The organism is Vibrio sp. Vb0667 (assembly GCF_033391095.1).
The window spans coordinates 1-24,228 of the sequence record NZ_JAWPOL010000003.1; the positions used below are offsets into that span (position 1 = coordinate 1).

Genomic DNA, 24,228 nt, shown 5'->3' on the forward strand with positions numbered 1-24,228 from the left:
TTTAAAATACAAAACGCCCGATGAAGTACATCGAGCGTTTTAGTTAAAAAGTGTCAACCCATATCAGGACGGGTCATTGTCGTTTATACGTTGACAAAACTAAGCGGAATATCTGGATTCAACGCTTCTAACGTTGATTGCGTATCGGCTAAATGACTGATCTTACCTTCTGAGTTCTCTACCAATGCAGCGGCTTTGATGCTGTCAAAGGTTTCACCCGCAAGTAAAACTTGGATTAGCGCAACTTGTAATGGCGGCAAGCTAGGATTGAACGCTGCATTTTCTGCATAAGCGCCTTGGAATACACGGCCGCTAGTCATCTCTAATGCTAAACCACTCAAGTTGTTGGTGTATGGAGAGTGGCTCATGTTCATCGCTTCAACTGCACTTTGGATGAGTGCGTCTTCATCATCACATGAGAATTGGTGTTTAACTTCTGCCATTAAGCCGGACTCGATACCGAGATCGTTTGGTCCAAAGGCTTCAGGCAGGTATTCATGAAGTGACTTTTCTTCGCGTTCTGGGAGCTGGATTTTAAGCTCGTTTGCGGTAGATAACTCATTCATGAACTGGCGGCAGTGACCACATGGGCTGAAGTTGATAGTGATATCCTTAACACCACGTTCGCCTTTCATCCAAGCATGGCTAATCGCAGACTGCTCTGCGTGAACCGTTTGACCCAACTGTACACCAAAGAATTCCATGTTGGCACCGAAGTAAAGGCGACCTGAAAGACCACGAACGATAGCGCCGACATAAAAGTCAGAAAGGGGAGCATAGGAGTACGCTGCGGCAAAAGGAAGTAGCGCAACACGAAGCTCTTTGTCTGATAGACCGGTAGCTGAAAGCAACTGCTCAAATTGTTGAACTGAAAGCGTAGCATCAAAATCATCAGCTTGGATGATAGGAGCAAGTTGTTTGGAAAGTGCTTCTGGAGCGCCTGCTAGCGCCTGTTCAATGCGACTTTTCATGTTGAATCCTTGTTATTGCATGGACAGTTATTCTATGTGAAAGATAGAAATGTTCCGTGCGTTAGATCACGATAAATAATGCAATTGATAATTCTGTTACATAATTAGAGTGAGCTCACACATGTATTCGATTGCACAGGTGTGAAGCGTTATCTCCGTCTCACAATTAACCATATCAGTATATATTCATATGACCAAGGAGCAGGAGTATGTTACCAACGCGACTTTTACCGCTATGCTACTTTATACCTACGTAATCTAGAGCGAGTGGTAGCAGCTAGAATGCTAATGCTATGAATGTATATCTCGATCAAGTCCCTTCACGATATTACTGGGTGAGGTTGCTAGATAAGATAGGGTTTTGAAAAGGGTAAGGAAGAAGCGGAAAGGCTACGGTCTGCCGGAAGGAGGGCAGACCGAGAGCGCTTAACTATTGATATAGCCAGACAGCCAAAGCAAAAAAGCTTGGAGCCAAAATAGAAGTTATGATCCCACATAAAACCAATGCGAGTGATGAGAACGCGGCATCTATGGGCTGTTTCTCTGCACAAGTAGCGGTGCCTAAGGCATGAGAGACTGTACCCATTGTCAGACCACGTGCAATCGGGTGTTTAATTCCAATTAAGTTGTAAATTGGGTATGCCAAAATCGCGCCCAATAAACCAACAATCAGAACCAAGATCGCCGCAACGGCGGCTTCACCACCGAGGTGACTCGAAATTTCCATTGCTATTGGCGTAGTGACGGATTTACCCACTAGACTTGCGATTAAACTGATATCTGCTTTGAAAGCGACTGCGATCAAGGTGGTTGTCATCATCGACATCACACTGCCTACTGTGCAAGCAAAAGTGATGATTCGCCAGTTTGCTTTAATCTGTGGTAGTTGTTCATATAGCGGGTAAGCTAGAGCAACTACGGCTGGTTGAAGTAAAAAACTGATCCCTTCGTTATCCGCATAATACGTTTCAAACGGTACATTTAAGTAAGTAAGCAAAGGAATGAGCACTGCAATACTGATCAGCAAAGGATTTGCTAGAGGATTATTCACTTTGATTGCGATTTGGCGCGCGACAAGAAAAACCGCAATGGTAACAACTAACCACATATCAGTGTTTCTCCTGTAGCAAGTAATCCAGCAGCCAAGCGAGGCTGACCAGTACAATGAGTGAGCCGCCAACCGCGCTAGCGATGATAGGGAGAGCATTGGCGAGTAGTAGGTCGAAATGCTGCATTAATCCCACGCTGATAGGAACGAACAATAAGATCATATAGCGGATAAATAGCGTGGCGCCCGGTTTGACCCAGTCGACTTTTACAAGCCCAAGAGTCATGGAGAAAAACAGTACGAGCATACCGATGACACTTCCTGGAACGGAAACGCCAGTGAACTTTTGAATGGTAATTCCGATGCCAAGTGCTCCCATGATGAGGAAGATTGAAATGAGCAGTTGGATCAGTTGTAAGAATCGTTCTTTAATCATTTTGACAGTATATAAACAACAAGCACACCATAAGGTGCGCTTGTATTAGGAGGAGTTAGGAAGCTAAGCTCTCTACATAACGGTACACGGATTTTAATATCGCAATCTTCTTTTCGTCACTTTCATGTTCGTGAACTAAGTTTTCTAAATTCAGCATGTACTCTTCAATTTGGCTTTCAAACACTTCTCGACAGTGTAGTGCCCAGCGTCTTTGTTCTTGCTCGTCTAATGTGCCTGGGAAGTTACGCGCACGATAGCGGAACAATAGAGGTTTAATACGCTTGTCATCAAATTCAATGTCTAATGCAGCAAGATTATTCGGATCGGTTTCGCGAATGATATCCATAGCTGCGCGATCGGCTGGAGAAAAGAACCCGTCGTAAAGTTGTGTATCGACGTCATCACTTTTATCGAATTTGCGCTCGACTGAAAAGAGGCTAATCAGCTTTTCTCTAATTTCAGGATGTTGGCGCAACAAAGCGAGATTGGCGAGACATTGCTGGCGATCAATGCCAATAGACTCCGCATTTTCAGCCGTTAACGTTTTTGCAGGGGCGAGAATAGGGCATTTGTTCAAATGAACTAGTTTAACTGGCACTGGTAGCAATTCACCAAGATCTTCGCGCTTAGTGTAGAGTCTTTCGTGCAGCTCTTCTGCGGATAGCTCAAGAATAGGTTGAGGGTCTTTCGCTAAATCGATGGTGATAACGGCGTTATTATTGGTTGGATGCCAAGCAACAGGCACAATCCAGCTAGTGTACTGGCATTCGCGCCCTAGCATGCCTGAAACGTGCATCAACGGTGTCATGTTGACGATGTCGACTAAATCATTGAGCTTGCGCTTTTGGCGCATAGAAAAAAAGTAATCAAACAATTTTGGTTGCGCTGCTTTTACTTTCTTTGCCATTTCGATAGTCGCAACCACATCTGCCATGGCATCGTGCGCGTTACTATGCTCTATGCCGTTAGCCACAGACAAGTGTTCTAATTTAAAGCTAGTGAAGCCATCTTCGTTTTCTGGCCATTCTACGCCTTCTGGGCGAAGGGCATGGCACGCGCGTAGTACATCGAGTAAATCCCAACGTGAGTTACCGTTTTGCCAACTCCATGCGTATGGATCGATAAAGTTGCGATAACAAGTATAACGGGTCACTTCGTCATCAAAGCGAATGCTGTTGTAGCCTAAACTGGTAGTATTTGGTTTCGCGAGTTCAGCGTGAATCTTAGCGATAAACTCTGGCTCAGAAAGGCCTTCTTGAACCGTTTTTTGCGGAGTAATACCAGTAATAAGTGCAGCTTCAGGAGACGGAAGATAATCAGCAGGTGGCTGGCAGTACATGACTAAAGGCTCGCCGATGATATTAAAGTTTTCATCTGTACGAACACCAGCAAACTGGCTTGGGCGATCTTTCGCGGGGTTGGTTCCCCATGTCTCATAATCAAAGAAGAAAAAAGTGGGCTGATTATCTTGGTGCATTCTGCTTACCGTTTACAAAACCGATGACAGTATTAGACCATTCAACGCCTTGACTAGCAACGAAAGATGCAAGTTGAATTTTTGAAAATGAAAAAAGCCGATGGCGAACCATCGGCTTGATATTTTACGTTTTATCGCTTTGGAAGGAATTTGAGTTCTATGCTCGTGTTTCTTCCAATGTTGCTTCACTTTCTGGTGACTTCAGCACTCGGCTAGCAATTGTACCCGCAGTCATTGAACCTGAAACGTTTAGTGCGGTACGTGCCATGTCAATCAATGGTTCAATAGAGATAAGCAGCGCCGCGATGGTCACAGGTAAGCCCATTGCAGGAAGAACAATCAAGGCTGCAAACGTCGCACCGCCGCCGACACCTGCAATACCAAATGAGCTGATGGTGATAATCGCAATCAATGACAGGATAAAGTGAAGATCCAGAGGGTTGATACCCATTGTCGGAGCTACCATCACTGCAAGCATTGCAGGATAGATACCCGCACAGCCGTTTTGGCCGATAGTGGCACCAAACGATGCTGATAGGTTTGCAATCGCTGGTGGAACGTTAAGCTTGGTGATTTGCGCTTCTACGTTTAGTGGGATCGTTGCTGCTGAGCTACGAGATGTAAACGCGAAGGTCAGTACAGGCCAGATTTTCTTAAAGTATTCCGCAGGGCTAACGCCGACAAAAGAGACTAATACACCGTGAACAACAAACATCAGTGCGATAGCAACATAAGACGCCACAATGAAGCCAAGTAGGTTTAAGATGTCGCCTGCGCTTGATGTCGCTACCACTTTTGCCATCAGTGCTGCGATGCCGTATGGCGTTAGCGCCATGATCATCTTCACTAATCGCATAACGATTGACTGAGCTGCTTCTACGAAAGTACGAATAGGTGATTCCAACTCTGCTTTTTCCATCATCACTTTACGAGCGGCGATACCAGTTAACACGCCGAAAATCACAACAGCGATAATTGATGTCGAGCGAGCACCTGTTAGATCAGCAAATGGGTTGGTTGGAATGAAGCTAACTAGCATTTGAGGAATAGTTAGGTCACTTACTGTACCAGCACGGCTTTCTAAAACGGCGATACGAGCGGTTTCACGCGCGCCTTCAGTTAAACCTTCTGCTGAAAGGCCAAATGTCGTTGTCACCAAGATACCGATAAGTGCAGCAATTGCAGTCGTTACTAGAAGAACAGAGATGGTCAGGCCAGAAATTTTACCTAATGATCCACCTTTCTCCAATTTAACAACTGCAGAGATCATCGATACCAATACTAGTGGCATGATGACCATTTTCAGTAGACCAACGTAGCCACTGCCTACAATGCCTACCCATTCAAGTGTTTGAGCAATAGCGCTGTTGCCTTCACCGTGAATGAGTTGCAAAGCAAGACCAAAAAGAGAACCGGTAACAAGACCGATCAAAACGAGACGTGAAAGAGTGTGTTTCTTTTGTTGTTGATTAAATAGAAAGAACAATATGCCAACAAAGACGGCTAGAGAGGCTATCACTGCAAAATTCATAATTTGACCTTATCAACCAACCTAAGTGGCGGTTGTTTTTTATACGGGGTTTTATACGGATTTATTTATGGAGCGTAAGATAACGCTCGTGATATAACTTTAAAAATGACAAACGGGTATTAGCTAGATCTAAAATGAATATAAAAACGAGATCTAAGTCGCGTGAGAGTGTGAATTAGCACGTTAATTGTACAAAATGGTTATTCGTAGTGATGTAGTAAGTCACGCATTTCTTTCCTTTGTAAGTAAACCACCGAGTCTTCTTGATAACTGAAAAGTTGATAAATCATCGCTTTAGCGACATCTTCTGCTCGAATAGGTAAAAAGTTGGACAATTTGCCAAGCATAAGTGGGCGAATTACCTTAAACAGAGTTTGTACTAACTTCTCGTCCATTCTTGGGTTTTGACGTTGACCAACAAGCGGGCCTGGGCGAACAAATACGATTTCCTCAAAATCCATAGCTTCGATTCGTTGTTCCATTTGTCCTTTACAAGCTAAGTAATGGGATGGCGATTTACTATTTGCACCGAGGCTAGAAACAACCGCAAGGCGTTTGACTCCGATTGTTTTCATCTGTTGGGCGACTTTACACACCAGATCAACATCTACTCTACGCAAATTATCCTTACTACCAGCTTGCTTAAGGGTCGTGCCTAAACAGATAAAGCCGATGGTTGGTGTTGGTTGGTTCTCATCCCATTGGTGGATAGAAAGGTCTGCATCAATGAGAGGAATAAGCTTATTGTCCACATCCAGGACGCCATCGAGTGGGCGGCGAGAAAGATAATATAATGTTCCAACACCTGATTGATTTATGAGGTTTGCAATGACTTTTGAGCCTACTAAGCCAGTTGCACCGGCGATGATTGCGCAGGTGTTGTTATCCATATCTTTTCTCCTATATGGGAACATAGTCTAAGCTATTGTAGCGGATTTCAACGAGTTACTTATAATCTCGTGCAAGAAAGGTGAGACGCTCTGCGAACTCGGCAGACTATCCTGAGATAAACTTGATTAGCGCTGCCCCAATTGGATGCAAGTGTATACAATAGTGGGCGCGCAAAAACTGTCGCTGAACAAGACCTCTTGAACAACAGAACACCTCTCACCCAGGCAACATCAAAGGAACGTAAAAAATGGATGACTCTTTTGCTGCGGAGATACAAGCACGCATAGATAACAAAACCAAACCCGTCGGTTCTTTAGGCTTATTGGAAAAGGTGGCACTGCAGTTAGCTCTTATTCAAAGCCAGGATAAACCTCAGCCAGTTGATTCCATCGCTATCTGCAAACCAAGCATGCTGGTATTTGCTGGAGATCACGGCGTTGCAGAGGAGGGCGTGAGCATTGCGCCAAGCGAAGTCACTCAGCAAATGGTGGCTAACTTTCTCGCTGGCGGCGCAGCCATCAACTGTTTTTGCGACATTAATGGCATTCAACTCAAAGTAATAGATTGCGGCATGTTGGCTCCTATCGATGTGCTGGTTCCAGAATTTAAATCCCATCCCAACTTGGTTGAACAACGGTTGGGTAACGGTACGGCTAATTTTTCTAAACAATCAGCGATGTCCCCAGAACAAGTGGCGTTAGGTTTAGAATATGGTGCGAAGATTGCTGAGCATACCATTTTGCATGGTTCAAACCTCTTGATGTTCGGCGAGATGGGCATCGGTAATACCAGTTCGGCCTCAGCACTGTTATCGGCGCTGAGCGCATTAGATATTGATTATTGTGTTGGCGTTGGCACCGGAATCAATCAACAGCAGTTGAGCCGCAAATATAAACTGGTAGCACAGGGGGTAAACCGATGTCGAGGTCTTGATACCAAAGCGATTCTCGCACAGGTTGGGGGCTTTGAAATCGTACAAATGGTGGGCGCTTTTTTAGAAGCCAAGCGGCTTAAAACTCCAGTTTTAGTGGATGGTTTTATCGTATCGGTAGCGGCTTATATTGCGACGTTGTTAGACGAAGAAACGCGTGAATACATGTTGTTTGCCCATCGCTCTGAAGAAAATGGACATAAATTTGTATTGGAACATCTTAAAGCAGAACCTCTGCTCGACCTTGGTTTACGGCTAGGGGAGGGAACAGGAGCCGCTCTTGCCTTACCCTTGTTAAAAGCTGCTGCCCAGTTTTACAACAAAATGGCGAGCTTTGAGAGTGCAGGAGTTACAGTTTAGTGTCAGTCCCTGATAATTCTGAGAAAGTCATGCCGTCATCGTTAAGATACCAGTGGGAGTTATTTCTATTAGCTACCAGTTTTTTTAGCCGCTTACCCGTGCCCCAAGCGTTGCCTTACAGTGAAGAACGCATGAATCAGGCAGGCCGTTACTTCGCGTTAGTTGGTCTCGTGCTTGGAGCACTTTGCGCTTTGGTATTCTCGCTCACCTCAATTTTTTTCCCAGAGTCGGTTGCCATAGTATTAACGATGGTGTTTAGCTTATTGTTAACTGGGGCTTTTCACGAAGACGGCTTGACCGATATGGCGGATGGCATTGGCGGTGGCATGACCGTAGAGCGACGCCTCTCTATTATGAAAGACAGTCGTATTGGCACTTATGGTGCCGCCACTCTCATTATGGCGTTATTGGCTAAGTATGTTTTTTGGAGTGAACTGGCTAACTTGCCGCACTTTTGGTTGGTCATTGTCGTCGCTTACACCGTAAGCCGAGCACTAGCTGCGACGCTTATTTATGACATGCCTTATGTTAGTGACAGTGATACGTCGAAAAGTAAACCGCTAGCAAGTCGCCAGTCTTCTCTAGAAGTCTCCATTTTGTTGTTTACTGGTGGCGTAACATTGCTTGTGCTTGGTATCGCGGATGCGATCTTGATATCGCTTGTTCTCGTGGTATTTCGTTTGATGTTCAAACGTTGGTTAACCAAGAGAATTTGCGGCTTTACGGGGGATTGCCTTGGCGCAGCGCAACAGTTGTCGGAACTGCTTATTTATCTCACTATGATTGGGTTGTATCACTCCTCATGAAGCAATTGATACTCGGTGGCGCGCGCTCTGGGAAGTCGCATTTGGCAGAAAAAACAGCTAAGCAATTATCGATCGCTTCTCATCGATCATTACACTATGTTGCAACCGCGCTGCCATTTGACCAAGAAATGCGAGAGCGAATAGCGCATCATCAAAAGCAACGCGGGGGCGAGTGGCAAGAGCATGAATGCCCCCTTCATTTATCTGAGTTACTGACAAATTTCTCTACCACCGATGTTGTATTGGTCGATTGTTTAACCTTGTGGCTCAACAATTGGATATTTGAGTTAGGTGATGAATGTTCCAATGAGAAGCTAGAAGCAGAAATTGAAAAGCTTATACAGGTGGTGCGTGGCTCAGATGCGACGTTAATATTCGTCTCTAACGAGGTTGGAATGGGCATTGTACCTTTGGGGGCGGTTAGTCGTTATTTTGTGGATAATGCAGGACGGATGAATCAAAAACTAGCCAGTGTTTGCCATCGCGTTACCTTGGTTGCTGCTGGTTTGCCGTTGGTTCTTAAAGAGTAGGATGGAACAAAATGAAAACACTCAATATCTATCTTGTGCGTCATGGAAAAGTAGACGCTCCACCAGGACTCCATGGCCAAACAGATGTAAAAGTTACGCCTGCTGATCAAGAGAGTATTGCTCGGGCTTGGGCTGAGAGTGGACGAGGTGTGGGTGGAATAATTTCTTCTCCACTTTCACGCTGTCAAGAACTGGCAAACATCATTGCTGAACAGCAATTATTACCAGTAATGACGGATGAATCTTTACAAGAGATGGCATTTGGTGATTTTGATGGTATGCCTTTTGATCTGCTCACTGAGCAGTGGAAAAAGCTAGATGCTTTTTGGCAATCGCCAGCACAACATACGTTGCCGAATGCTGAGAGCTTAAGCACATTTTCTGAGCGCATATGTCGCGTTTGGTCTCAAATCATCAACGATATCAATGACAATCTCCTTATCGTCACGCATGGTGGCGTCATTCGTATGATTCTTGCTCATGTATTGGAGTTAGATTGGCGTAACCCAAAGTGGTATTCGACGTTGTCGATAGGAAACGCTTCTGTCACGCATGTAACAATTACCATAGATGAGCAAATTTACGCCTCGGTGCGTTCGATTGGCGTACCTCTTTTAACTCGTTAATTTATAAATATTAAAATGCCCAGAACGATATTGCTTACGGGCATAGTCACGGAAGATGTCAGTGGAAGCCCATCTGCTAGGTGCAGGAAGCGAAAATTGACTCAGTTACATAAAAAGGAAATATAGAAATGACAACGCCGAGTTGGGATTTGTCCATCGTTTATAACGACCTTTCTGACCCACGAATTCAAGACGATATTGCTCTTGTGGAACAATGTATTGATCTTTTGAATAAACAATCAGCAGATTGTGGCAACGTAGAGATCATGCAAAATGCGATTTTAACCAATGAAGCCGCGAGTCGTTTAGCGGGTACAGTTGCAAATTTTGCGAGTTGTTATGCTTCTGTTGATGCAACAAACGCCGAAGCGAAATCGTTACTTGGTAAAATGACCCGCATCTTTTCGGAGCTTTCCCAAGCGTTCAGTCCCTTTGATTTGACACTAACGTATGCCGACGAAGAGTTTATCTTGCGCGTGTTAGACCATGAGAATCCTGATATCAGTGGGCAAGCTTTTTCTATCTTGAATTCTAGAAAGTTGGCGGATACTCGTCTTAGCAACGCAGAAGAACAGTTACTGGCTGCGATGAGTGTGGATGGCAAATCGGCTTGGGGTAACCTATACGATAACCTGACTGGCTCATTGAAAGTGAAGCTTGAGTACACAGATGGTAATAGTGAAGAGCTTGGGTTTTCTCAAGCGGCAAGCATTCTTTATGGTTCTGAATTCGAGCGTCAAGAAGCCGCGTGGCGAGGCGTACAAGATGCAATGCAAACGCACCAAGAATCATTCGCTGCGATTTTGAATGCATTAGCAGGATGGCGCTTAACTGAAAACAAAAAGCGTTCTACGAAGCGTGAAGTTCACTTCCTAGAGCCGAGTTTGCATGGTAGCCGAATCCAAGCTGAAACTTTAAATGCGATGATGACCGTAGCCAAAGACAGTCGAGCTATTGGTCAGAAAGCGGGTTTATTGATGGCGCAAGTACATGGTCTGGATGAGATGAAACCTTGGAATCATCTGGCAGCTATGCCCGCCTTGAGCGGTGAAGCGAAGGTCTACGACTTTGATGAAGCGATTGAGGTTATTTGTGAAGCATTTGAAACAGTAAACTCTGAGATGTCGGAATTTGTCCGTTTGATGGTACAAAATGGTTGGATTGATGCCGCGCCAAATGCTAACAAGCGTCTTGGCGCATACTGCACCAAACTGCCAGCAACGCGAACACCACTTGTGTTTATGACTTGGAGTGGCAGCCGTTCAGACCTTATGACTCTGGCACATGAACTTGGCCATGCGTTCCATAACTGGGTTATTCGTGATTTGCCACTTTGCCAAACTTACTACCCAATGACGTTAGCAGAAACCGCCTCTATCTTTGCAGAAAACATCGTTCGTGATCATTTGATTTCGAAAGCTGAGAGCGTTGATGAAAAGCTCGAGATGTTGTGGGAAGAGTTGTCATCTGCGCTAGCTTTAATGATCAACATTCCGGTTCGCTACGAGTTTGAAAAATCGTTTTATGAACGCCGCCAGGATGGAGAGTTAACCGCAGATGAATTCTGTGAGTTGATGTCAGAAACTTGGAAAGAATGGTATGGCGACGTAATGAGCGAACCGGATCCGTACTTCTGGGCAAGCAAGCTGCACTTTTCTATTGATAGCGTGAGCTTTTATAACTACCCATACCTATTTGGTTTCTTGTTTAGCAAGGGTATCTATGCACAGCGAGAAACCAAAGGCGAAGCGTTTTACACCGATTACATCAATTTGCTGCGCGATACAGGCTGCATGATGGCGGAAGATGTCGTCGAAAAGCACCTGTCGATGGATTTAACCCAGCCAACGTTTTGGCAGCAGAGTGTTGAGCTAGTGCGTGAAAAAGTCGATGAGTTTGAGCGTTTGCTCGCACAGCGCGGCTAAGTTTTTCGCAGTGTTGATGCATAATCTGCTTTATAGCTACAAAAATTTGATCAAATCATAATGATCTTAATCAGGGCTGTGGTAAAGTTCACAGCCCTAACACTTTGTAATTGTTTGAAAATTAAACGCCTCAATGCTTGATTTGAGTGCCTGGCGCGAAAAGGCATCGGATTTTCGAGGGAAATAGTGATTTCTACTCATAAGTGAGATCGCAGCAACAAAAATCCTTTGTACAATTTATTAACATATCCGCCGTGCTATTAAGGAGTAACGCATGACGAAGTCTCTCTTTCGCCAATCGTTTTTAACTGACACGTTAGATGTTCATATTGATGTTGCACCAGCGGAGCAGGTGCTTTCTAACGGTGTAAAACTTAAACTCTATCAGCGTGGTGTATTAGAAGTAATCCCTGCGAATTATACTCAGGATACGAAGAACATCATCATCTCTTGTGGGGTTCACGGAGATGAAACCGCACCGATGGAGCTGGTGGATTCCATTATTCAAGACATAGAATCTGGGTTCCAGACGGTCGATACCCGTTGTCTGTTCATTATCGCTCACCCAGAATCCACTCTGGCGCACACGCGATTCCTCGAAGAAAACCTCAACCGTCTGTTTGACGAAAAAGAACACAAACAGACAAAAGAGCTTGTTATCGCCGATACGCTTAAGCTGCTTGTTCGAGATTTTTATCAGGATACCGACCCGACAACACGCTGGCACCTTGATTTACACTGCGCGATTAGAGGCTCGAAGCACTATACGTTTGCAGTAAGTCCTAAGACTCGTCATCCTGTGCGCAGCAAGGCATTGATCGATTTCTTGGACAGTGCACACATTGAAGCAGTGCTCCTGTCAAACTCACCATCGAGTACGTTTAGCTGGTACAGTGCCGAGAACTTTGGTGCGCAGGCTCTCACGATGGAGCTTGGACGCGTGGCTCGTATTGGTGAAAATGACCTCGATAAACTGACCGCGTTTGATTTGTCTTTACGTAATTTGATTGCGGAAACGAAGCCAGAACACCTACCAAAACCATGCATTAAGTATCGCGTAAGTCGCACAATCGTTCGTTTGAACGAAGACTTTGACTTTATGTTCGACGACAATGTTGAAAACTTCACCTCATTTGTTCACGGCGAAGTGTTTGGTCATGATGGCGACAAACCATTAATGGCGAAGAATGAAAACGAAGCGATTGTCTTCCCGAATCGCCACGTCGCAATAGGTCAACGCGCAGCTCTGATGGTTTGTGAAGTGAAAACCCGTTTTGAAGAGGGTGAGTTGGTTTACGATTAATCCAACATTGCTTTGAGAAGTTAATTGCAATTTACCGAGGCTTAACTGTAAGGTTAAGCCTCGTTTGTTTGTATCGGCTGCTATGGATTTTCAACAACTTATCCTGAACAAGGAGCGACGCTGGCAACGTAACCTGATGGTTATGTCGATCGTGCTCGCTGTACTCTCTGCCATTCACTTGATGGTCGGAGAAATTTTTCTTTCTCCTTTTCAATCCTTATCTGCATTTGAACAGAAGTTATTGGTGGACTTGCGTTTACCGAGGTTAGTGTCTGCGGCAATTATTGGTGCTGCGTTAGCGGTATCTGGCGCGACGTTACAAGTGTTGCTTGGGAACGTGTTGGCTGAACCTGGCGTGCTTGGTATCTCTGGTGGCGCAAGCTTAGCAATGGTCTTAATCATGTTCGCGTCACCTGTTCTTCCTACCCCGATTGTTTTTATGTTGGCAGCGATTGCTGGCTCGATGGTATTCACGTTTGTTTTGGTGGCGATAGCAAGGGCAATGCACCTGACGACGGCTCGATTGCTTTTGGTTGGGGTCGCATTGGGTATTTTATCGAGCGCGATTGTGACGTGGACATTTTACTTTAGTGATGATCTCAGTTTACGCCAACTGATGTATTGGTTAATGGGCAGTATTGGCGGTGCAAGTTGGTATCAACATACCGTTACTTTGGTGATGTTACCGGTGCTTATCTGGTTATGTTGTAAAGGCAAGTCGCTTGATAAATTGATGCTGGGTGAGATTCATGCGACCCAATTGGGTGTCGATGTGCATCAAATGCGTTGGAAATTGATCCTCGCCATTTCTGTTTTGGTGGGTAGTTCAGTCGCTTTGGGTGGCATCATCAGTTTTGTTGGTTTGGTGGTGCCGCACTTGTTGCGTTTGGCTTTTGGTACGGAAAACCGTTATTTATTGCCACTTTCTGCAATATCTGGTGCTGCGTTGCTTGTATTTGCTGACATCGGCGCAAGACTGTTATTGGACTCCGCAGAGTTACCTTTAGGTGTCATGACAACATCGATTGGCGCACCTATTTTCATCTGGATGCTGGTGAAGAGTCATGATGCACGTTAAACATATGTCGGTTGGTAGTCGATTATTGCCTCTTTCTTTTGAATGCAAAGCTGGCGAAATCGTACATATCGTTGGGCCTAATGGTTCCGGTAAGAGTACTTTATTGGCTGCGATTTCTGGTACGTTAAGTCACCGAGACGGTATGAGTGGTGAAGTGTACGTTGGCAACAAAAACTTGCTTACTTTACCGTTGTCAGAGCAAGCTCATGTTCGAGGTTATTTGTGTCAGCAATCGCGCCCAGCGTTTAATGTTGATGTGTTTCAGTATCTCGCTTTATCTCTGCCAAGTGGTGCTGAGATTGCGGATATCAAAGTGCGTGATGCCGTCAATATGGTGGTGGAGCTGGTACAACTGCAAGATAAGCTTCATCGCAGTATTCAAACATTATCCGGTGGTGAGTGGCAGCGTGTCCGATTAGCAGGTGTATGTTTGCAGGTGTGGCGTACCATTAATCCTTTTTCGCAGTTTTTAATTTTGGATGAGCCAGCAGCACCGTTAGATATTGCGCAAGAGGGTCTGCTCTATCAATTGATTAACGCTATGGCGGCGCAGGGAATTGGAGTATTGGTTGCTAATCACGATCTCAATCGCACATTAAAGCACGCAGATAAAGTATTGCTGCTTAACAACGGTGTGCTGCACTCATCAGGAAGTGCCGATACTGTGCTAACGGAAGAAGCTCTCGGGGAAGTGTTCAATACTCAAGTCAAAAAGGTCATCGTAGATGAGCAACCTTATTTAATCTTTGATTAGTATTTAGGGACAATAAAAAAACGACCTACTTGAGGTCGTTTTTTTAATCGAGAAAGCCAAACTCAACGCTTACTGAGTTAGCGGTTTTAGATCTGCTGGGCGGTAGTAAACAGATTTGAGTACTTTGCCTTTACGAATGGTTTTACCTTCCGATACGAAATCTTCGGCGCATTTCGCGATGATGTATTCACCTTTCTGCACCGCCATCAACTTGATGCCTTGTTCTGCGTAGAATGCTTCTGTTTCTGAGTACTCTTGCTCGTTACGGCATACTTTGCTCATGTTGCTTGAGTGCACTTCATCCCAGCAAGGAATAAATTCAATACCACGGTTTACTGCAACGTTTAATAGAAGATCAATTAAGTAGCTGATCGCTAGGTTGTCTTCTACTTTGCTGTGGCCAAGATGAACGAGACGGCCCATTAATACATACACGCTGTCTACGATGGCATCTGCTTGCTCAGTTTTACAATCTGCTTCTGCTAGCTCTGTTAGCTCTTCGATCGCCAAAGAGGTGTGTAGTGTGTCTGCTTGCGTATCAAGGCTTGCAGCGTCTGCGACTGGTAAGTCGAACGTACTACGGAACTCGGTGATATCACGGTATAAGTGATCAAAAATCTCTTGGGTTAGCTTTGACAGTTGCATTCTAATTTCCATTGAATCGATTGAAGCGGCAATGATACCAAACCGCACTTTGAACCCCAAGGGCATTGCATCTAACTGGTGATAAATCTGCCTTTGGGAATGGTGGTGCTTAACGAAATAGGTAAGGGAACAGCTTTTTACGTTCTTCCTCTGAGAGGGAGGAAACACGAGCGATGTTTGTATCGGGAATGGATTCAGGATCAGGATAGTGTTTTAGTACCTTTTCCATACTCTCTTCGCGAATCAAATGGAAGATCGGGTAAGGAGAACGATTGGTCAGGTTTTCGTCGTCTTCAGGCTTTGCGCCGCCAAAACAGTAATCAGGATGGAAAGTCGCTACTTGGAAAATACCTTCCCAGTTTTGCTGCTTAATTAATCCTTCAACCCAATCTATGCAAAAGTTGTAGTCCCAGAAATCTTGTAGCATGTTGGGAACCACAACCAACGTGGTCTCAAGTTGTTCGGGCTCTGTGTTACTCAGCTCAATCAGTTGCAATAAAATATCTTCAAGAAGCGTTTCTTCTTGAGTCGCTTCACTAACAAAGATTTTGATTTGTTTATTACGTTGCGGCTTGGCAGCAAACGGACAAAGGTTGAGACCGATTACTACATCGTTGAGCCATTGATCGACCTGTTGAGTGATCGCTTCGATATCTGTGTTTTGTGTTGAACGCGTTGACATACGACTTTCTGGTTTTTTATTAAAGTAGCGCAAGCATAGCAGAGTTGGTTATCCAAGTAACCAGAGAGGTATTACGCAAGTGAGCGTACCTTAGCTACTCTTTAAACTCGCAGCGTCAGGTGTTTGGTCAGTGTGCTTTCTTTCGGCAATGTGTTTCAAATAAGCAATCGCAGCAAACATCGCTAGGTAGACGGCGCTTCCCCCCATAAGAACACTCGACCAACCACCATGTTGCCAACAATAAAGAAGTAAGAATCCTCCCAAACTACCGCCTACATAGTAGTGTACTAAGTAGAGCGCTGTCGCGGTGGCTTTGGCACGAGTGGCATTCTGACCGACCCAACCGTAGGCGAGGGTATGAGTAAAGAAGGCACCAAAACTTATCAGCAACAACCCAAATAGCATTGCAGTCAAGCTTTCAACCGCCGCAATCCACATCCCCGTCATGCTCACTATCGCGCCCAAGAACATGCCGAGGATTGATGAATAACGTTTACTCCAGTGGCCTGCGCAACGAGAGGAGAAAGTTCCTCCCAAGTAACAAATAAAGATCAGTGAGGCCAACCCGACGGGCACATTGTGAGGTTCACTCACCAGACGGAACCCCATTACGGAGTAAAGGTTGACGAACAAAGCAAAGTTGAGTCCTCCTATCAGCATCGCGAACCATACGCGTTGGTTTTTAAAATGACCAATAAGCGCACGATTTTGATGGCGCAAGCTGCTTGATGACGGGGTGAAGTTGCGCTGTGTTGGCAATAAATAGTGAACGCCAATGACACCAAGAAGAGTGAACACCATCATAACTTCAATGGCGACATCAACATTGAAATTGTCCGCCAATAAGCCGCCGCTAATACGTCCTGCAATACCGCCTAATGAGTTAGCCGCAATGTACGTTCCAATTGCCATCGAGAAAGCGTGCTTGTCGAGCTCTTCTGCCATGTAAGCCACGGCGACCGCAGCAAAAGCGGCGAGCGCGACACCGATCAGTGCTCGACATACCACCAAAAACAGGAATGAGTCACCAAACAGCATCAAAGCGGAAAGGGTAGGAATCGAAAACAGACCGGCCATCATGACTGGTTTTCGTCCCACTGATTCTGATAACACAGCCATTGGAACGAGGCTAAAAGAGAGAGCGAGTGTTGAGGCCGCAAATAACCAGTTCACTTGCGTTTCTGAGATCGTAAAAATTTGGGCAAAAGTGGGCAGCATTGGCTGTAGTAGGTATAAATTTGAAAAAACCAAGAAGGAACCAAGCGCTAGCGAGAGCGTAATGCGTTTGTATTCCGGTGTGCCAAAACTGACCATGAATCCTGCCTAATGTGAGCAAATGGAGAGACTGTGATCAATCTATCAGTTCGTTATAAATTAAAAAAATATATTAAAAATATGGACACCATATATTTTTGATCTAATGGAATCGAAACAACTTAAACATTTTCTGGCGGTCGCTGAACACGGAAACATTACCCATGCGGCGAAAGCCCTGCATATTGCCCAGCCCGCATTAAGCATTTCTATCAAAAAGTTTGAGCAGTCTTTGGGCGTTACCCTATTTCGCCGTGATGATAAAAAAATCAGCTTAACGAAAGAGGGCGAAACGTTATTTGTACATGCTAAGCGGGTGATTCAACAGTTGCACGACGCGCAGCTCGCGATTGATGAGTTGAAAGGTTTAGCGAAAGGCGAAGTAAGACTAGGGACGCCATCAATGATGGGCAGTTATTTCTTTCCACGAATTGTGATGGCGTTTAAAAGCCAATTCCCTGAGTTAAAATTGACCTTGGTCGAAGCTGGAACTCAATCGATTCGTCGTATGCTGCTCAATGGTCAACTCGATATTGGTGTGATCAGTTGTGATAATGTGCCTGATGATCTAGAAACTGACCATTTGTTTACTAGCCAAATGGTCGCAGTTGTTTCACCTGAGCATGAGTTAGCCCAGCGACACGCTCTTACTTTTGATGAGTTCTTTGAACACGATTTGGTTATGTTTCAGCATGGCTATTTTCACCGCGAATTTTTGGATCAGGTGAGTGAGGAGCATGGGTTTACCATGAAGTCATCATTCGAGACCAACTTACTGCCTTTGATTTTGAGTATTGTAAAACAAGAGTTTGCGATTACCGCGTTACTGGAATTGGTGACTCAACATGAGTCGGGCGTTGTTGGCTTACCGTTTGAACCACCAGTTACGCTGGATCTGGCACTTGCTTGGCGCAAGCAGGGGTATTTATCAATAGCAGATCGAACGTTTATCGACTTTATCAAGCGCTACGTTTAAACGCAGCGCAGATTCATCGTCCGAGCACTAGTCGCCTTTGTACATCTTCTCGAAGTTCTTTGGGTTCCAGCCAATCATTACCCGATCACCAATTTTTAAAACTGGCACTGAACGAGCACCAAGCGCATCAAGTTCTTTGCGACCGCGTTGCATCTTAGCATTGCACAAACGATAGTTAATATTTTTCGAATCCAGATAACGTTGAGCATCTTTGCAGTGAGGGCATTTGTCTTTGACGTAAAGGACGACACGTTTCATTGAGTTTCTCTCCATTATCATTGGGAGGCGAAGTTTAACGGCCTTTCACCATAAATGAAAGGCGAAAGCTAAGGTGAAACTGTCCTTTATCTCAGGTATATTGAGCGCCTTTATTTTGTCATAACAGACGTTAACTCTATGCATCCGTCACTTCGATACATTCAAGGCTACCCACAAAACATCGTAGAGCAGGTGAGCTCATTGATAGCGAGTGGCAAGTTTGTTCCTTGGTTCGAAAAGCGTTATCCCGATAGGCACCAAATCAAAAGCGAAAGGGCGCTCTATGAGTACGCCATGGCAATCAAAAATCGCTACATGAAGAAAGCCGCGCCAATCAGTAAAGTTGTCTACGATAAGAAAATTCACGCGGTAAACAATGCGCTTGGTTTGCACAGTGTAATCAGTAGAAACCATGGTGGTAAGCTTAAGTCGAAAAACGAGATTCGCATTGCCAATGTATTTAAAGATGCGCCCGAGCCACTATTAAGAATGCTGGTGGTACATGAGTTGGCACATACTCGTGAGAAAAACCACGACAAGGCGTTCTATCAGTTATGTTGCTATATGGAGCCTGAGTATCACCAACTCGAATTTGATGCTCGTTTGTTTATGATTTACCTCGATTTAAAAGCGAATTTGAATGAAGAACAATAATCACAACGCGAAGCAAGCAAAGCCAAAGGCTTCAAAGGCGGCTCAGAATACAGACGCGAATAAAGCCAAGCCGAAGCGTGTTAAAGACAAAGTTGCGCGCAAATCCTCGCAGCCTGCAGGAAAGAGCGAAGTCGAGTTCATAAAAATAGCGAAGAATGGTTTGCATGAGCGTAATGTTCATCGAGGTCGTTACGATTTTAAAAAACTCGTGGAAAGTGAACCACAGTTAAAGCCATTCGTTATCAAAAATCCGAAAGGGGAAGACTCCATAAACTTCTCTGATCCTAATGCTGTTAAAATGCTCAATAAAGCATTGCTTGCTGCGTATTATGGTATCGAGTTCTGGGACATTCCCGACACCTACCTTTGCCCACCGATTCCGGGCCGCGCTGATTACATTCACCGAGTGGCAGAACTACTTGATGGTGAAGTAAAAGGTCAGTACGCGCACCAAAAAGTGAAAGCGTTGGACATTGGCGTGGGAGCAAACTGTATTTATCCGATTGTTGGTGTAACAAAATACGGTTGGCACTATACGGGCAGCGATGTCGATCCAAAATCCATCCAATCGGCTCAAACGATCGTAGAGCACAATCGTGTTTTGACGGGAAAAATTGCACTGGTACAGCAATACAATGATGCCAATATTTATCGAGGTATCATTCAACCGAATGATCGTTATGATGTGACGACATGTAATCCGCCATTCCACCGTTCGGCGGAAGATGCCGCTATGGGCAGCCAGCGTAAAATCGATAATCTAAAAGCAAACCAGCGCAAGAAAGGGCTAAAACCTCAAACCGCACAAGTAAAGACAAGTAAACCTGCGTTGAATTTTGGCGGTCAAAACGCTGAATTGTGGTGTGAAGGCGGAGAAGCGGCGTTTATCCGAAAAATGGCGAATGAAAGCCAAGCTTTTGCCGCGCAGGTCTTGTGGTTTACAACACTTATATCCAAAAAAGACAACGTTCGCCCGATGCGTAAGCAGCTTGAAAAATTGGGTGTGAAAGCCGTTCGTGTGGTTGAAATGAGTCAAGGGCAGAAAGTGAGCCGCTTTGTAGCTTGGTCATACATGGATAAGCAACAGCGCAGAGCATGGATTGAACTCAAGTAACGTTGACCGTTTCACACTGAACAATAAAGTAGGAAGCCCGCTGATATCAGCGGGCTTCTATTTTGGGAGATCTAAAACTTAATGATGGGCTCACAATCTAGTGAACTGAGAGAGACAAAAGTATCTGTTTTGGCATAGTACAAGCCACAGGTTTCACCTCTTATCTGCAACGTATATTGGTCTGGAAGATCCGCATAGCTGCCATCCAACAGTTGATTGTTGTTCCCTTTTACTCGTCCTTTTTCAATCAACAAATGCGGTGAGGATTCAAATACGTTATTTGCGATTCTAGGTGCTGGTGTCCCTTGGATTTCTGCGATCGCGTTTTGAATCTCTATGACTGTTTCCGGAGAGTTCTTTTTACTCAATGCTTCAACGGGTTCTTGTGACATAGCTTGGCATCCTATCAAAGAAATCGAAGTGCCTAAGAAAAGCGCAACCCGAATCAGCATTCGTAAAAAGTTAGTTGATCTCAACATGAATTGCCTCTGTTCGTAGCGGAGAGCGAAGATCGCTTAACTCCGGAGATGAAATGTTACGCGGCATGGCGTTGAAACTTGAAGGGGATACTGGCGGACAGGTTCCAGTTTCCATGTAGTTTAGTGCCGCAGAAAGCATACCTTCAGATGGATCGCCTAATGGTTTTGTTAGGTCGTCATTGACCCAGCAACCTTCCACTCTATTGTCTAAGCCTAGCTCGGTATTGATTTGGCTCTTTGGAGTAGGAATAAAACCATCAGCGAAGTCGCCAAATTTTTTCTCGTTCGCCGACTTGAACTGAATAGTGTAGTACATAGTGCCGCAGTTTTGTTCTGGTGAGAACCCGTACGGTTTACCTGTGGTTGTTGAACCTATTTGGATAACCTCCACATCAATGCCGCGCAAAGCGTTGATTAGCAGTTCACTTGAGGAAGCCGTGCCTCCTGAAGTCAGCACATATACGCGCTTTTTGTTCAGTGTCGGAAGCACTTGATCCGAATATTTCTGTGCTGCCCAGTCTATTGCTAGATTCGTAAAGCGATAGATGTTATCCCCATCTTTAATGGTACGCATCACTTTGTCATTATGAATCAACTCACTGAAGACTCGGTTCTGACCAGCACCGCTTAGCATGTAGCCTACTTGCGAGGACTGAAGGACTAAGCCACCGCCGTTGTAACGTAAATCAACGACGATCTCGTCAACATTCTCTGCTGAGAGCGTACTGAACGCCTCAATAAGCGGGGCTTGAGCGCTTGGTTCAAAGGAGTTGTATTGCAGATAGCCGATCCGCATACCATTTTGTGTAATCACTTTGGCATTTTTAACTGGAGAGGTCATGACATCAGAGGCGGTAAGCGTCACGGTTTTCTCTAGACCGCCAACACTCTCAAATGTGAAGGTGTAATCTTGATTGATGTCAGGGTTAAAGAGCGTTTTATTAATAAAATCAATGTCGGACTGACTACCGGTGTTAACCACATCAATATTATTGATTTTCAGAAGCTTATCACCACGAGCAATGCCGCTTCTATCAGCTGGCGAGGCTTCTTCAGTGTAGGAAATACGAACGTCTCGAGGTTGTACGCCACGTAGGAATGCCCAGTTAAAACCAAATCCAGCAACTAAACCGGATTGCGATGATTTCATATCATCCTCATAAGGGACGGTAAAATGGAAGCGATCTTTTGGTTTACCCGTCGCGGTAGTAGCAGAGGTGACCAGCGTATTGAAGTAATCAGTAACAGTTTTGTAGTTTGCTGGATTATTATCAGGAACCTCGTCATACCATAGATACGTTTCGTTAGTAAAAGCTCTTAAAAAGAGTTTTTCGTGTAATGCAGAGCCCAATTTATCTGGATAGGCGGCATAGTTGTCATATGGGTCCAGTCCGACGCGGGGCGTTTCACATTGGTTGATAAACGTTTTCGACGGTTGGCTAAAATCATGAACTTTCCACGTTGGACCGTTTGCACTGCTAGTGGACGGAGTAGGTGATGAGCTATCACCGCCACCACCGCCACAGCCTTGTAATAATGCGAGAGTGACTGCCGTTGCTAAAGAATACTTAAATTTCACTTTTCTATGTCCTTATAAATAATAGAATTATAATTATGTGTTTTGCTTTTGTTTTTATTAGCTAGGTGAATGTATTAATTTAATTTGTTCGTCTGCAAATTTATAGTTAAATAGTGTGAGGTAAATAACGTAAAAAAGTTGTCTTTTATACTTAAGCTAAATTAGTCATTACTTAAGTTTTCTGTCTATTTCAAAAGAGCTAACAAGACAATTAATAAGTGTGAAATTAAGACAAGTTCTCAGTTGACTAAGCGACGCTTGCTAAATAAAAAATCAGAATTAGATTCAGGAAACGCTTTGAATCAATAGTTTGGTAGGGATATATGATGTTATCTCGGGGGTGTTTGATTTATTTATCTGATGCTTTAACTTAATTTAGTGAGTTGAGCGACGTGCTTTAATAAGCTTCCGTCAATGTTAGGTAAATCATCAGCGAAAAATATCTGAGCACCGGGAGTGCAGCGCATTAATATATTTGTTAGTTCACCTTCATTGTTGGAAGTGTTAACTGCGTTAAGTTTCGCTAATTTATTACAAAGCTCGTCCTCTATTTGCACTTTCTGCTCTTCGGTGAGCCTAATGCGACCTATACATACGCCTGGGTTGATATCATGAGAAAGCGAATCTTGTTGAAATCGCTCTTTGAATAAGGTGTCTAATGCCGTACCTTCTTCCATAATAAATCGACGACCAGAACGGTAAAACAAGCCGTCTCCGAAGTTTTCGACATATCCTAGAATTTCCGCGATACGCAAATAGAATCGTAAGCTTGTATCAGAAAGTCCGTAAGTTTGGGCTATCTCTTGCGGTTTAATATCACGAGAAGTCAGCATATAAATAAAATCAAGTAAATAAGGATGCTCAACGAAAAGGGCGCTCTCTTCATCTGTTAGCATTTGCTCGTTTTGGTGCTGAAGCTCGTTGGCTAAGGTTGCGAGTTCGATGAGATCGGTATTCAGGTAGTTCAGATAAATAAGTACTTTATCCAAACCTAAAGCTGGATTATGTAGGTGGCGTTTAATACTAGATAAAGGGATGCCACTTTTCTCTGACAAGGAATTGTAGCAAAGCCCTTCTTCTTTAATCTTTTGTCGTAGCGCTGCAAGTAAAAACTTTGGTCCAACATTCATCCTTGAATATCACCTTATTCGTTATTCCGTTTACTGGCTGATATTTTGCCTTTCAAGCAGCAGGTTTCGAATCGCTGTGCCTGCTTCTAGAATGTGCTTTTTCAGTAGGTACTTGGCGCCTTCGATATCGCGATTTTGGCACATTTCAAACAAGCTTAAGTGCTCTTCTTCTGCCTTTTTAATGCCTGTAGTAAACAATAGCTGCATGCGTATGTATCGGTCACACTTTGTGTTCAGGTTGTAAATGACGTCCATAGTTTCAGGCATGTTGGCTGGCGCATATAGGGCTTTGTGGAACTCGTAGTTGTAGTTGCTCCATTCTTCTACTTCGTCGCCACTGTTCACTACTGACTCGAAACGTTCGCGAACTTCGCGCGCGCGTTCAAGATCAGCGTCTGTCATATTTTGAATCGCGCGCTCTAAAATGTGGCATTCCACGACAGCGCGCAGTTCAAATAGCTCATTGATTTTCTCTGGAGATAGCTCAGTGACCGTCGCACCTTTGTGAGGTTCAAAGCTAACGAGTCCTTGTGCTTCCAATTGAACTAACGCTTCACGCACAGGAATTCGGCTAACATTAAACTCTTTTGCTAACGCATCTTGACGTAAAGGTTGACCAGTTTTTAACTCGCCCTTCAAGATCTGAGTTCGAATTGCTTCCTCAACGAGCTGAGTGCGCGTTTTAAAAACAGGTTTCTGTGACATTGAAGTCTCCCGTGAAATTAATATT

25 protein-coding genes are annotated in these 24,228 nt (G+C 44.4%); 11 read left to right on the plus strand and 14 right to left on the minus strand.

Annotation, left to right across the window (positions count from 1 at the left end; all coding sequences use genetic code 11):
* Window positions 1-83: 83 nt before the first annotated feature.
* The 6 genes from cdd to R8269_RS05295 form a co-directional block, all read right to left on the minus strand.
* Entirely contained in the window at window positions 84-971 is an 888-nt protein-coding gene (gene cdd, locus R8269_RS05270) for a cytidine deaminase (protein ID WP_005377892.1), read from the minus strand.
* A 430-nt stretch (window positions 972-1,401) separates the two neighbouring features.
* Window positions 1,402-2,079, minus strand: coding sequence for an LrgB family protein (locus tag R8269_RS05275; protein ID WP_005377888.1), 678 nt, complete (start codon window positions 2,077-2,079; stop codon window positions 1,402-1,404).
* 1 nt (window position 2,080) lies between these two features.
* Window positions 2,081-2,455 (minus strand): CidA/LrgA family protein, encoded by a 375-nt coding sequence (locus tag R8269_RS05280; RefSeq protein WP_005377887.1) that lies wholly within the window; start codon window positions 2,453-2,455, stop codon window positions 2,081-2,083.
* Window positions 2,456-2,510: 55 nt separating this feature from the next.
* On the minus strand, window positions 2,511-3,932 hold the full coding sequence (gene sbcB, locus R8269_RS05285; RefSeq protein ID WP_085569561.1) for an exodeoxyribonuclease I: 1,422 nt from the start codon (window positions 3,930-3,932) through the stop codon (window positions 2,511-2,513).
* A gap of 157 nt (window positions 3,933-4,089) precedes the next feature.
* Window positions 4,090-5,463, minus strand: a complete 1,374-nt coding sequence (locus R8269_RS05290; RefSeq protein WP_005377885.1) for an L-cystine transporter — start codon at window positions 5,461-5,463, stop codon at window positions 4,090-4,092.
* Between the two features lie 200 nt (window positions 5,464-5,663).
* Entirely contained in the window at window positions 5,664-6,353 is a 690-nt protein-coding gene (locus R8269_RS05295; RefSeq protein ID WP_053350419.1) for an NAD(P)H-binding protein, read from the minus strand.
* Window positions 6,354-6,601: 248 nt separating this feature from the next.
* Between R8269_RS05295 and cobT the strand changes: the two genes are divergently transcribed.
* The 8 genes from cobT to btuD all read left to right on the plus strand — a co-directional run bounded on the left by cobT (window position 6,602) and on the right by btuD (window position 14,667).
* The gene (gene cobT, locus R8269_RS05300) at window positions 6,602-7,645 is read left to right on the plus strand and encodes a nicotinate-nucleotide--dimethylbenzimidazole phosphoribosyltransferase (protein ID WP_149191865.1); all 1,044 of its coding nucleotides are present in this window, start codon (window positions 6,602-6,604) and stop codon (window positions 7,643-7,645) included.
* 29 nt (window positions 7,646-7,674) lie between these two features.
* The gene (locus R8269_RS05305; RefSeq protein WP_215810306.1) at window positions 7,675-8,451 is read left to right on the plus strand and encodes an adenosylcobinamide-GDP ribazoletransferase; all 777 of its coding nucleotides are present in this window, start codon (window positions 7,675-7,677) and stop codon (window positions 8,449-8,451) included.
* Window positions 8,448-8,981, plus strand: coding sequence for a bifunctional adenosylcobinamide kinase/adenosylcobinamide-phosphate guanylyltransferase (gene cobU / locus R8269_RS05310; RefSeq protein WP_137281904.1), 534 nt, complete (start codon window positions 8,448-8,450; stop codon window positions 8,979-8,981). Before R8269_RS05305 ends, cobU begins: the two co-directional genes overlap by 4 nt.
* An 11-nt stretch (window positions 8,982-8,992) precedes the next feature.
* Entirely contained in the window at window positions 8,993-9,607 is a 615-nt protein-coding gene (gene cobC / locus R8269_RS05315) for an alpha-ribazole phosphatase (RefSeq protein WP_115385893.1), read from the plus strand.
* 128 nt (window positions 9,608-9,735) lie between these two features.
* On the plus strand, window positions 9,736-11,532 hold the full coding sequence (locus tag R8269_RS05320) for a M3 family oligoendopeptidase (RefSeq protein ID WP_137281905.1): 1,797 nt from the start codon (window positions 9,736-9,738) through the stop codon (window positions 11,530-11,532).
* 274 nt (window positions 11,533-11,806) lie between these two features.
* On the plus strand, window positions 11,807-12,835 hold the full coding sequence (locus R8269_RS05325) for a succinylglutamate desuccinylase (protein WP_005377878.1): 1,029 nt from the start codon (window positions 11,807-11,809) through the stop codon (window positions 12,833-12,835).
* Window positions 12,836-12,917: 82 nt separating this feature from the next.
* Complete coding sequence (gene btuC, locus R8269_RS05330; RefSeq protein ID WP_318222473.1) at window positions 12,918-13,913, plus strand: vitamin B12 ABC transporter permease BtuC; 996 nt, start codon at window positions 12,918-12,920, stop codon at window positions 13,911-13,913.
* Window positions 13,900-14,667 (plus strand): vitamin B12 ABC transporter ATP-binding protein BtuD, encoded by a 768-nt coding sequence (gene btuD, locus R8269_RS05335; protein ID WP_017820884.1) that lies wholly within the window; start codon window positions 13,900-13,902, stop codon window positions 14,665-14,667. The genes btuC and btuD overlap by 14 nt, the downstream gene beginning before the upstream one ends.
* A gap of 69 nt (window positions 14,668-14,736) precedes the next feature.
* Here btuD and R8269_RS05340 read toward each other — a convergent pair whose 3' ends face one another.
* The 3 genes from R8269_RS05340 to R8269_RS05350 all read right to left on the minus strand — a co-directional run bounded on the left by R8269_RS05340 (window position 14,737) and on the right by R8269_RS05350 (window position 17,308).
* The gene (locus R8269_RS05340; protein WP_005377875.1) at window positions 14,737-15,312 is read right to left on the minus strand and encodes a nucleoside triphosphate pyrophosphohydrolase family protein; all 576 of its coding nucleotides are present in this window, start codon (window positions 15,310-15,312) and stop codon (window positions 14,737-14,739) included.
* Window positions 15,313-15,421: 109 nt separating this feature from the next.
* Entirely contained in the window at window positions 15,422-15,994 is a 573-nt protein-coding gene (locus R8269_RS05345) for a DUF1415 domain-containing protein (RefSeq protein ID WP_005377874.1), read from the minus strand.
* Between the two features lie 90 nt (window positions 15,995-16,084).
* The gene (locus R8269_RS05350) at window positions 16,085-17,308 is read right to left on the minus strand and encodes an MFS transporter (protein ID WP_005377873.1); all 1,224 of its coding nucleotides are present in this window, start codon (window positions 17,306-17,308) and stop codon (window positions 16,085-16,087) included.
* A 106-nt stretch (window positions 17,309-17,414) separates the two neighbouring features.
* On the opposite strand from R8269_RS05350, the gene R8269_RS05355 reads away from it, so the two are divergent.
* Window positions 17,415-18,284, plus strand: coding sequence for a LysR family transcriptional regulator (locus R8269_RS05355; RefSeq protein ID WP_005389786.1), 870 nt, complete (start codon window positions 17,415-17,417; stop codon window positions 18,282-18,284).
* A gap of 27 nt (window positions 18,285-18,311) precedes the next feature.
* Here the strand turns inward: R8269_RS05355 and R8269_RS05360 are convergent, their stop codons facing one another.
* Entirely contained in the window at window positions 18,312-18,542 is a 231-nt protein-coding gene (locus R8269_RS05360) for a glutaredoxin family protein (protein ID WP_005377871.1), read from the minus strand.
* Window positions 18,543-18,680: 138 nt separating this feature from the next.
* Here R8269_RS05360 and R8269_RS05365 point away from each other — a divergent pair, with 138 nt between their 5' ends.
* Window positions 18,681-19,196 carry a M48 family metallopeptidase gene (locus R8269_RS05365; protein WP_005377870.1) on the plus strand — a complete coding sequence of 172 codons (516 nt, stop codon included), beginning with the start codon at window positions 18,681-18,683 and terminating at the stop codon, window positions 19,194-19,196.
* Entirely contained in the window at window positions 19,183-20,310 is a 1,128-nt protein-coding gene (rlmF, locus tag R8269_RS05370; RefSeq protein WP_170893855.1) for a 23S rRNA (adenine(1618)-N(6))-methyltransferase RlmF, read from the plus strand. Before R8269_RS05365 ends, rlmF begins: the two co-directional genes overlap by 14 nt.
* Window positions 20,311-20,381: 71 nt before the next feature.
* On the opposite strand, the gene R8269_RS05375 is transcribed toward rlmF, so the two are convergent.
* From R8269_RS05375 to R8269_RS05390, 4 genes are all read right to left on the minus strand, one after another.
* Window positions 20,382-20,702: a hypothetical protein gene (locus tag R8269_RS05375; RefSeq protein WP_052484232.1), complete on the minus strand. Its 321-nt coding sequence runs from the start codon at window positions 20,700-20,702 to the stop codon at window positions 20,382-20,384.
* Between the two features lie 70 nt (window positions 20,703-20,772).
* Entirely contained in the window at window positions 20,773-22,368 is a 1,596-nt protein-coding gene (locus tag R8269_RS05380; RefSeq protein ID WP_042521927.1) for a S41 family peptidase, read from the minus strand.
* Between the two features lie 365 nt (window positions 22,369-22,733).
* Complete coding sequence (locus R8269_RS05385) at window positions 22,734-23,498, minus strand: hypothetical protein (RefSeq protein WP_005377865.1); 765 nt, start codon at window positions 23,496-23,498, stop codon at window positions 22,734-22,736.
* Between the two features lie 30 nt (window positions 23,499-23,528).
* Entirely contained in the window at window positions 23,529-24,203 is a 675-nt protein-coding gene (locus R8269_RS05390) for a GntR family transcriptional regulator (protein ID WP_005377862.1), read from the minus strand.
* Window positions 24,204-24,228 lie beyond the last annotated feature (25 nt).

What these genes read in the sequence shown, in the direction of transcription:
- R8269_RS05275 (WP_005377888.1), bottom strand. Translation starts at nt 2,079, where the DNA reads ATGTGGTTAGTTGTTACCATTGCGGTTTTTCTTGTCGCGCGCCAAATC.
- R8269_RS05290 (WP_005377885.1), bottom strand. Translation starts at nt 5,463, where the DNA reads ATGAATTTTGCAGTGATAGCCTCTCTAGCCGTCTTTGTTGGCATATTG.
- R8269_RS05390 (WP_005377862.1), bottom strand. Translation starts at nt 24,203, where the DNA reads ATGTCACAGAAACCTGTTTTTAAAACGCGCACTCAGCTCGTTGAGGAA.
- btuD (WP_017820884.1), top strand. Translation starts at nt 13,900, where the DNA reads ATGATGCACGTTAAACATATGTCGGTTGGTAGTCGATTATTGCCTCTT.
- R8269_RS05385 (WP_005377865.1), bottom strand. Translation starts at nt 23,498, where the DNA reads ATGAATGTTGGACCAAAGTTTTTACTTGCAGCGCTACGACAAAAGATT.
- R8269_RS05350 (WP_005377873.1), bottom strand. Translation starts at nt 17,308, where the DNA reads ATGGTCAGTTTTGGCACACCGGAATACAAACGCATTACGCTCTCGCTA.
- R8269_RS05325 (WP_005377878.1), top strand. Translation starts at nt 11,807, where the DNA reads ATGACGAAGTCTCTCTTTCGCCAATCGTTTTTAACTGACACGTTAGAT.
- cobT (WP_149191865.1), top strand. Translation starts at nt 6,602, where the DNA reads ATGGATGACTCTTTTGCTGCGGAGATACAAGCACGCATAGATAACAAA.
- cdd (WP_005377892.1), bottom strand. Translation starts at nt 971, where the DNA reads ATGAAAAGTCGCATTGAACAGGCGCTAGCAGGCGCTCCAGAAGCACTT.
- R8269_RS05340 (WP_005377875.1), bottom strand. Translation starts at nt 15,312, where the DNA reads ATGCAACTGTCAAAGCTAACCCAAGAGATTTTTGATCACTTATACCGT.
- R8269_RS05375 (WP_052484232.1), bottom strand. Translation starts at nt 20,702, where the DNA reads ATGTCACAAGAACCCGTTGAAGCATTGAGTAAAAAGAACTCTCCGGAA.
- R8269_RS05360 (WP_005377871.1), bottom strand. Translation starts at nt 18,542, where the DNA reads ATGAAACGTGTCGTCCTTTACGTCAAAGACAAATGCCCTCACTGCAAA.
- cobC (WP_115385893.1), top strand. Translation starts at nt 8,993, where the DNA reads ATGAAAACACTCAATATCTATCTTGTGCGTCATGGAAAAGTAGACGCT.
- R8269_RS05345 (WP_005377874.1), bottom strand. Translation starts at nt 15,994, where the DNA reads ATGTCAACGCGTTCAACACAAAACACAGATATCGAAGCGATCACTCAA.
- btuC (WP_318222473.1), top strand. Translation starts at nt 12,918, where the DNA reads ATGGATTTTCAACAACTTATCCTGAACAAGGAGCGACGCTGGCAACGT.
- R8269_RS05280 (WP_005377887.1), bottom strand. Translation starts at nt 2,455, where the DNA reads ATGATTAAAGAACGATTCTTACAACTGATCCAACTGCTCATTTCAATC.
- R8269_RS05295 (WP_053350419.1), bottom strand. Translation starts at nt 6,353, where the DNA reads ATGGATAACAACACCTGCGCAATCATCGCCGGTGCAACTGGCTTAGTA.
- R8269_RS05320 (WP_137281905.1), top strand. Translation starts at nt 9,736, where the DNA reads ATGACAACGCCGAGTTGGGATTTGTCCATCGTTTATAACGACCTTTCT.
- rlmF (WP_170893855.1), top strand. Translation starts at nt 19,183, where the DNA reads ATGAAGAACAATAATCACAACGCGAAGCAAGCAAAGCCAAAGGCTTCA.
- R8269_RS05305 (WP_215810306.1), top strand. Translation starts at nt 7,675, where the DNA reads ATGCCGTCATCGTTAAGATACCAGTGGGAGTTATTTCTATTAGCTACC.
- sbcB (WP_085569561.1), bottom strand. Translation starts at nt 3,932, where the DNA reads ATGCACCAAGATAATCAGCCCACTTTTTTCTTCTTTGATTATGAGACA.
- R8269_RS05355 (WP_005389786.1), top strand. Translation starts at nt 17,415, where the DNA reads ATGGAATCGAAACAACTTAAACATTTTCTGGCGGTCGCTGAACACGGA.
- R8269_RS05365 (WP_005377870.1), top strand. Translation starts at nt 18,681, where the DNA reads ATGCATCCGTCACTTCGATACATTCAAGGCTACCCACAAAACATCGTA.
- cobU (WP_137281904.1), top strand. Translation starts at nt 8,448, where the DNA reads ATGAAGCAATTGATACTCGGTGGCGCGCGCTCTGGGAAGTCGCATTTG.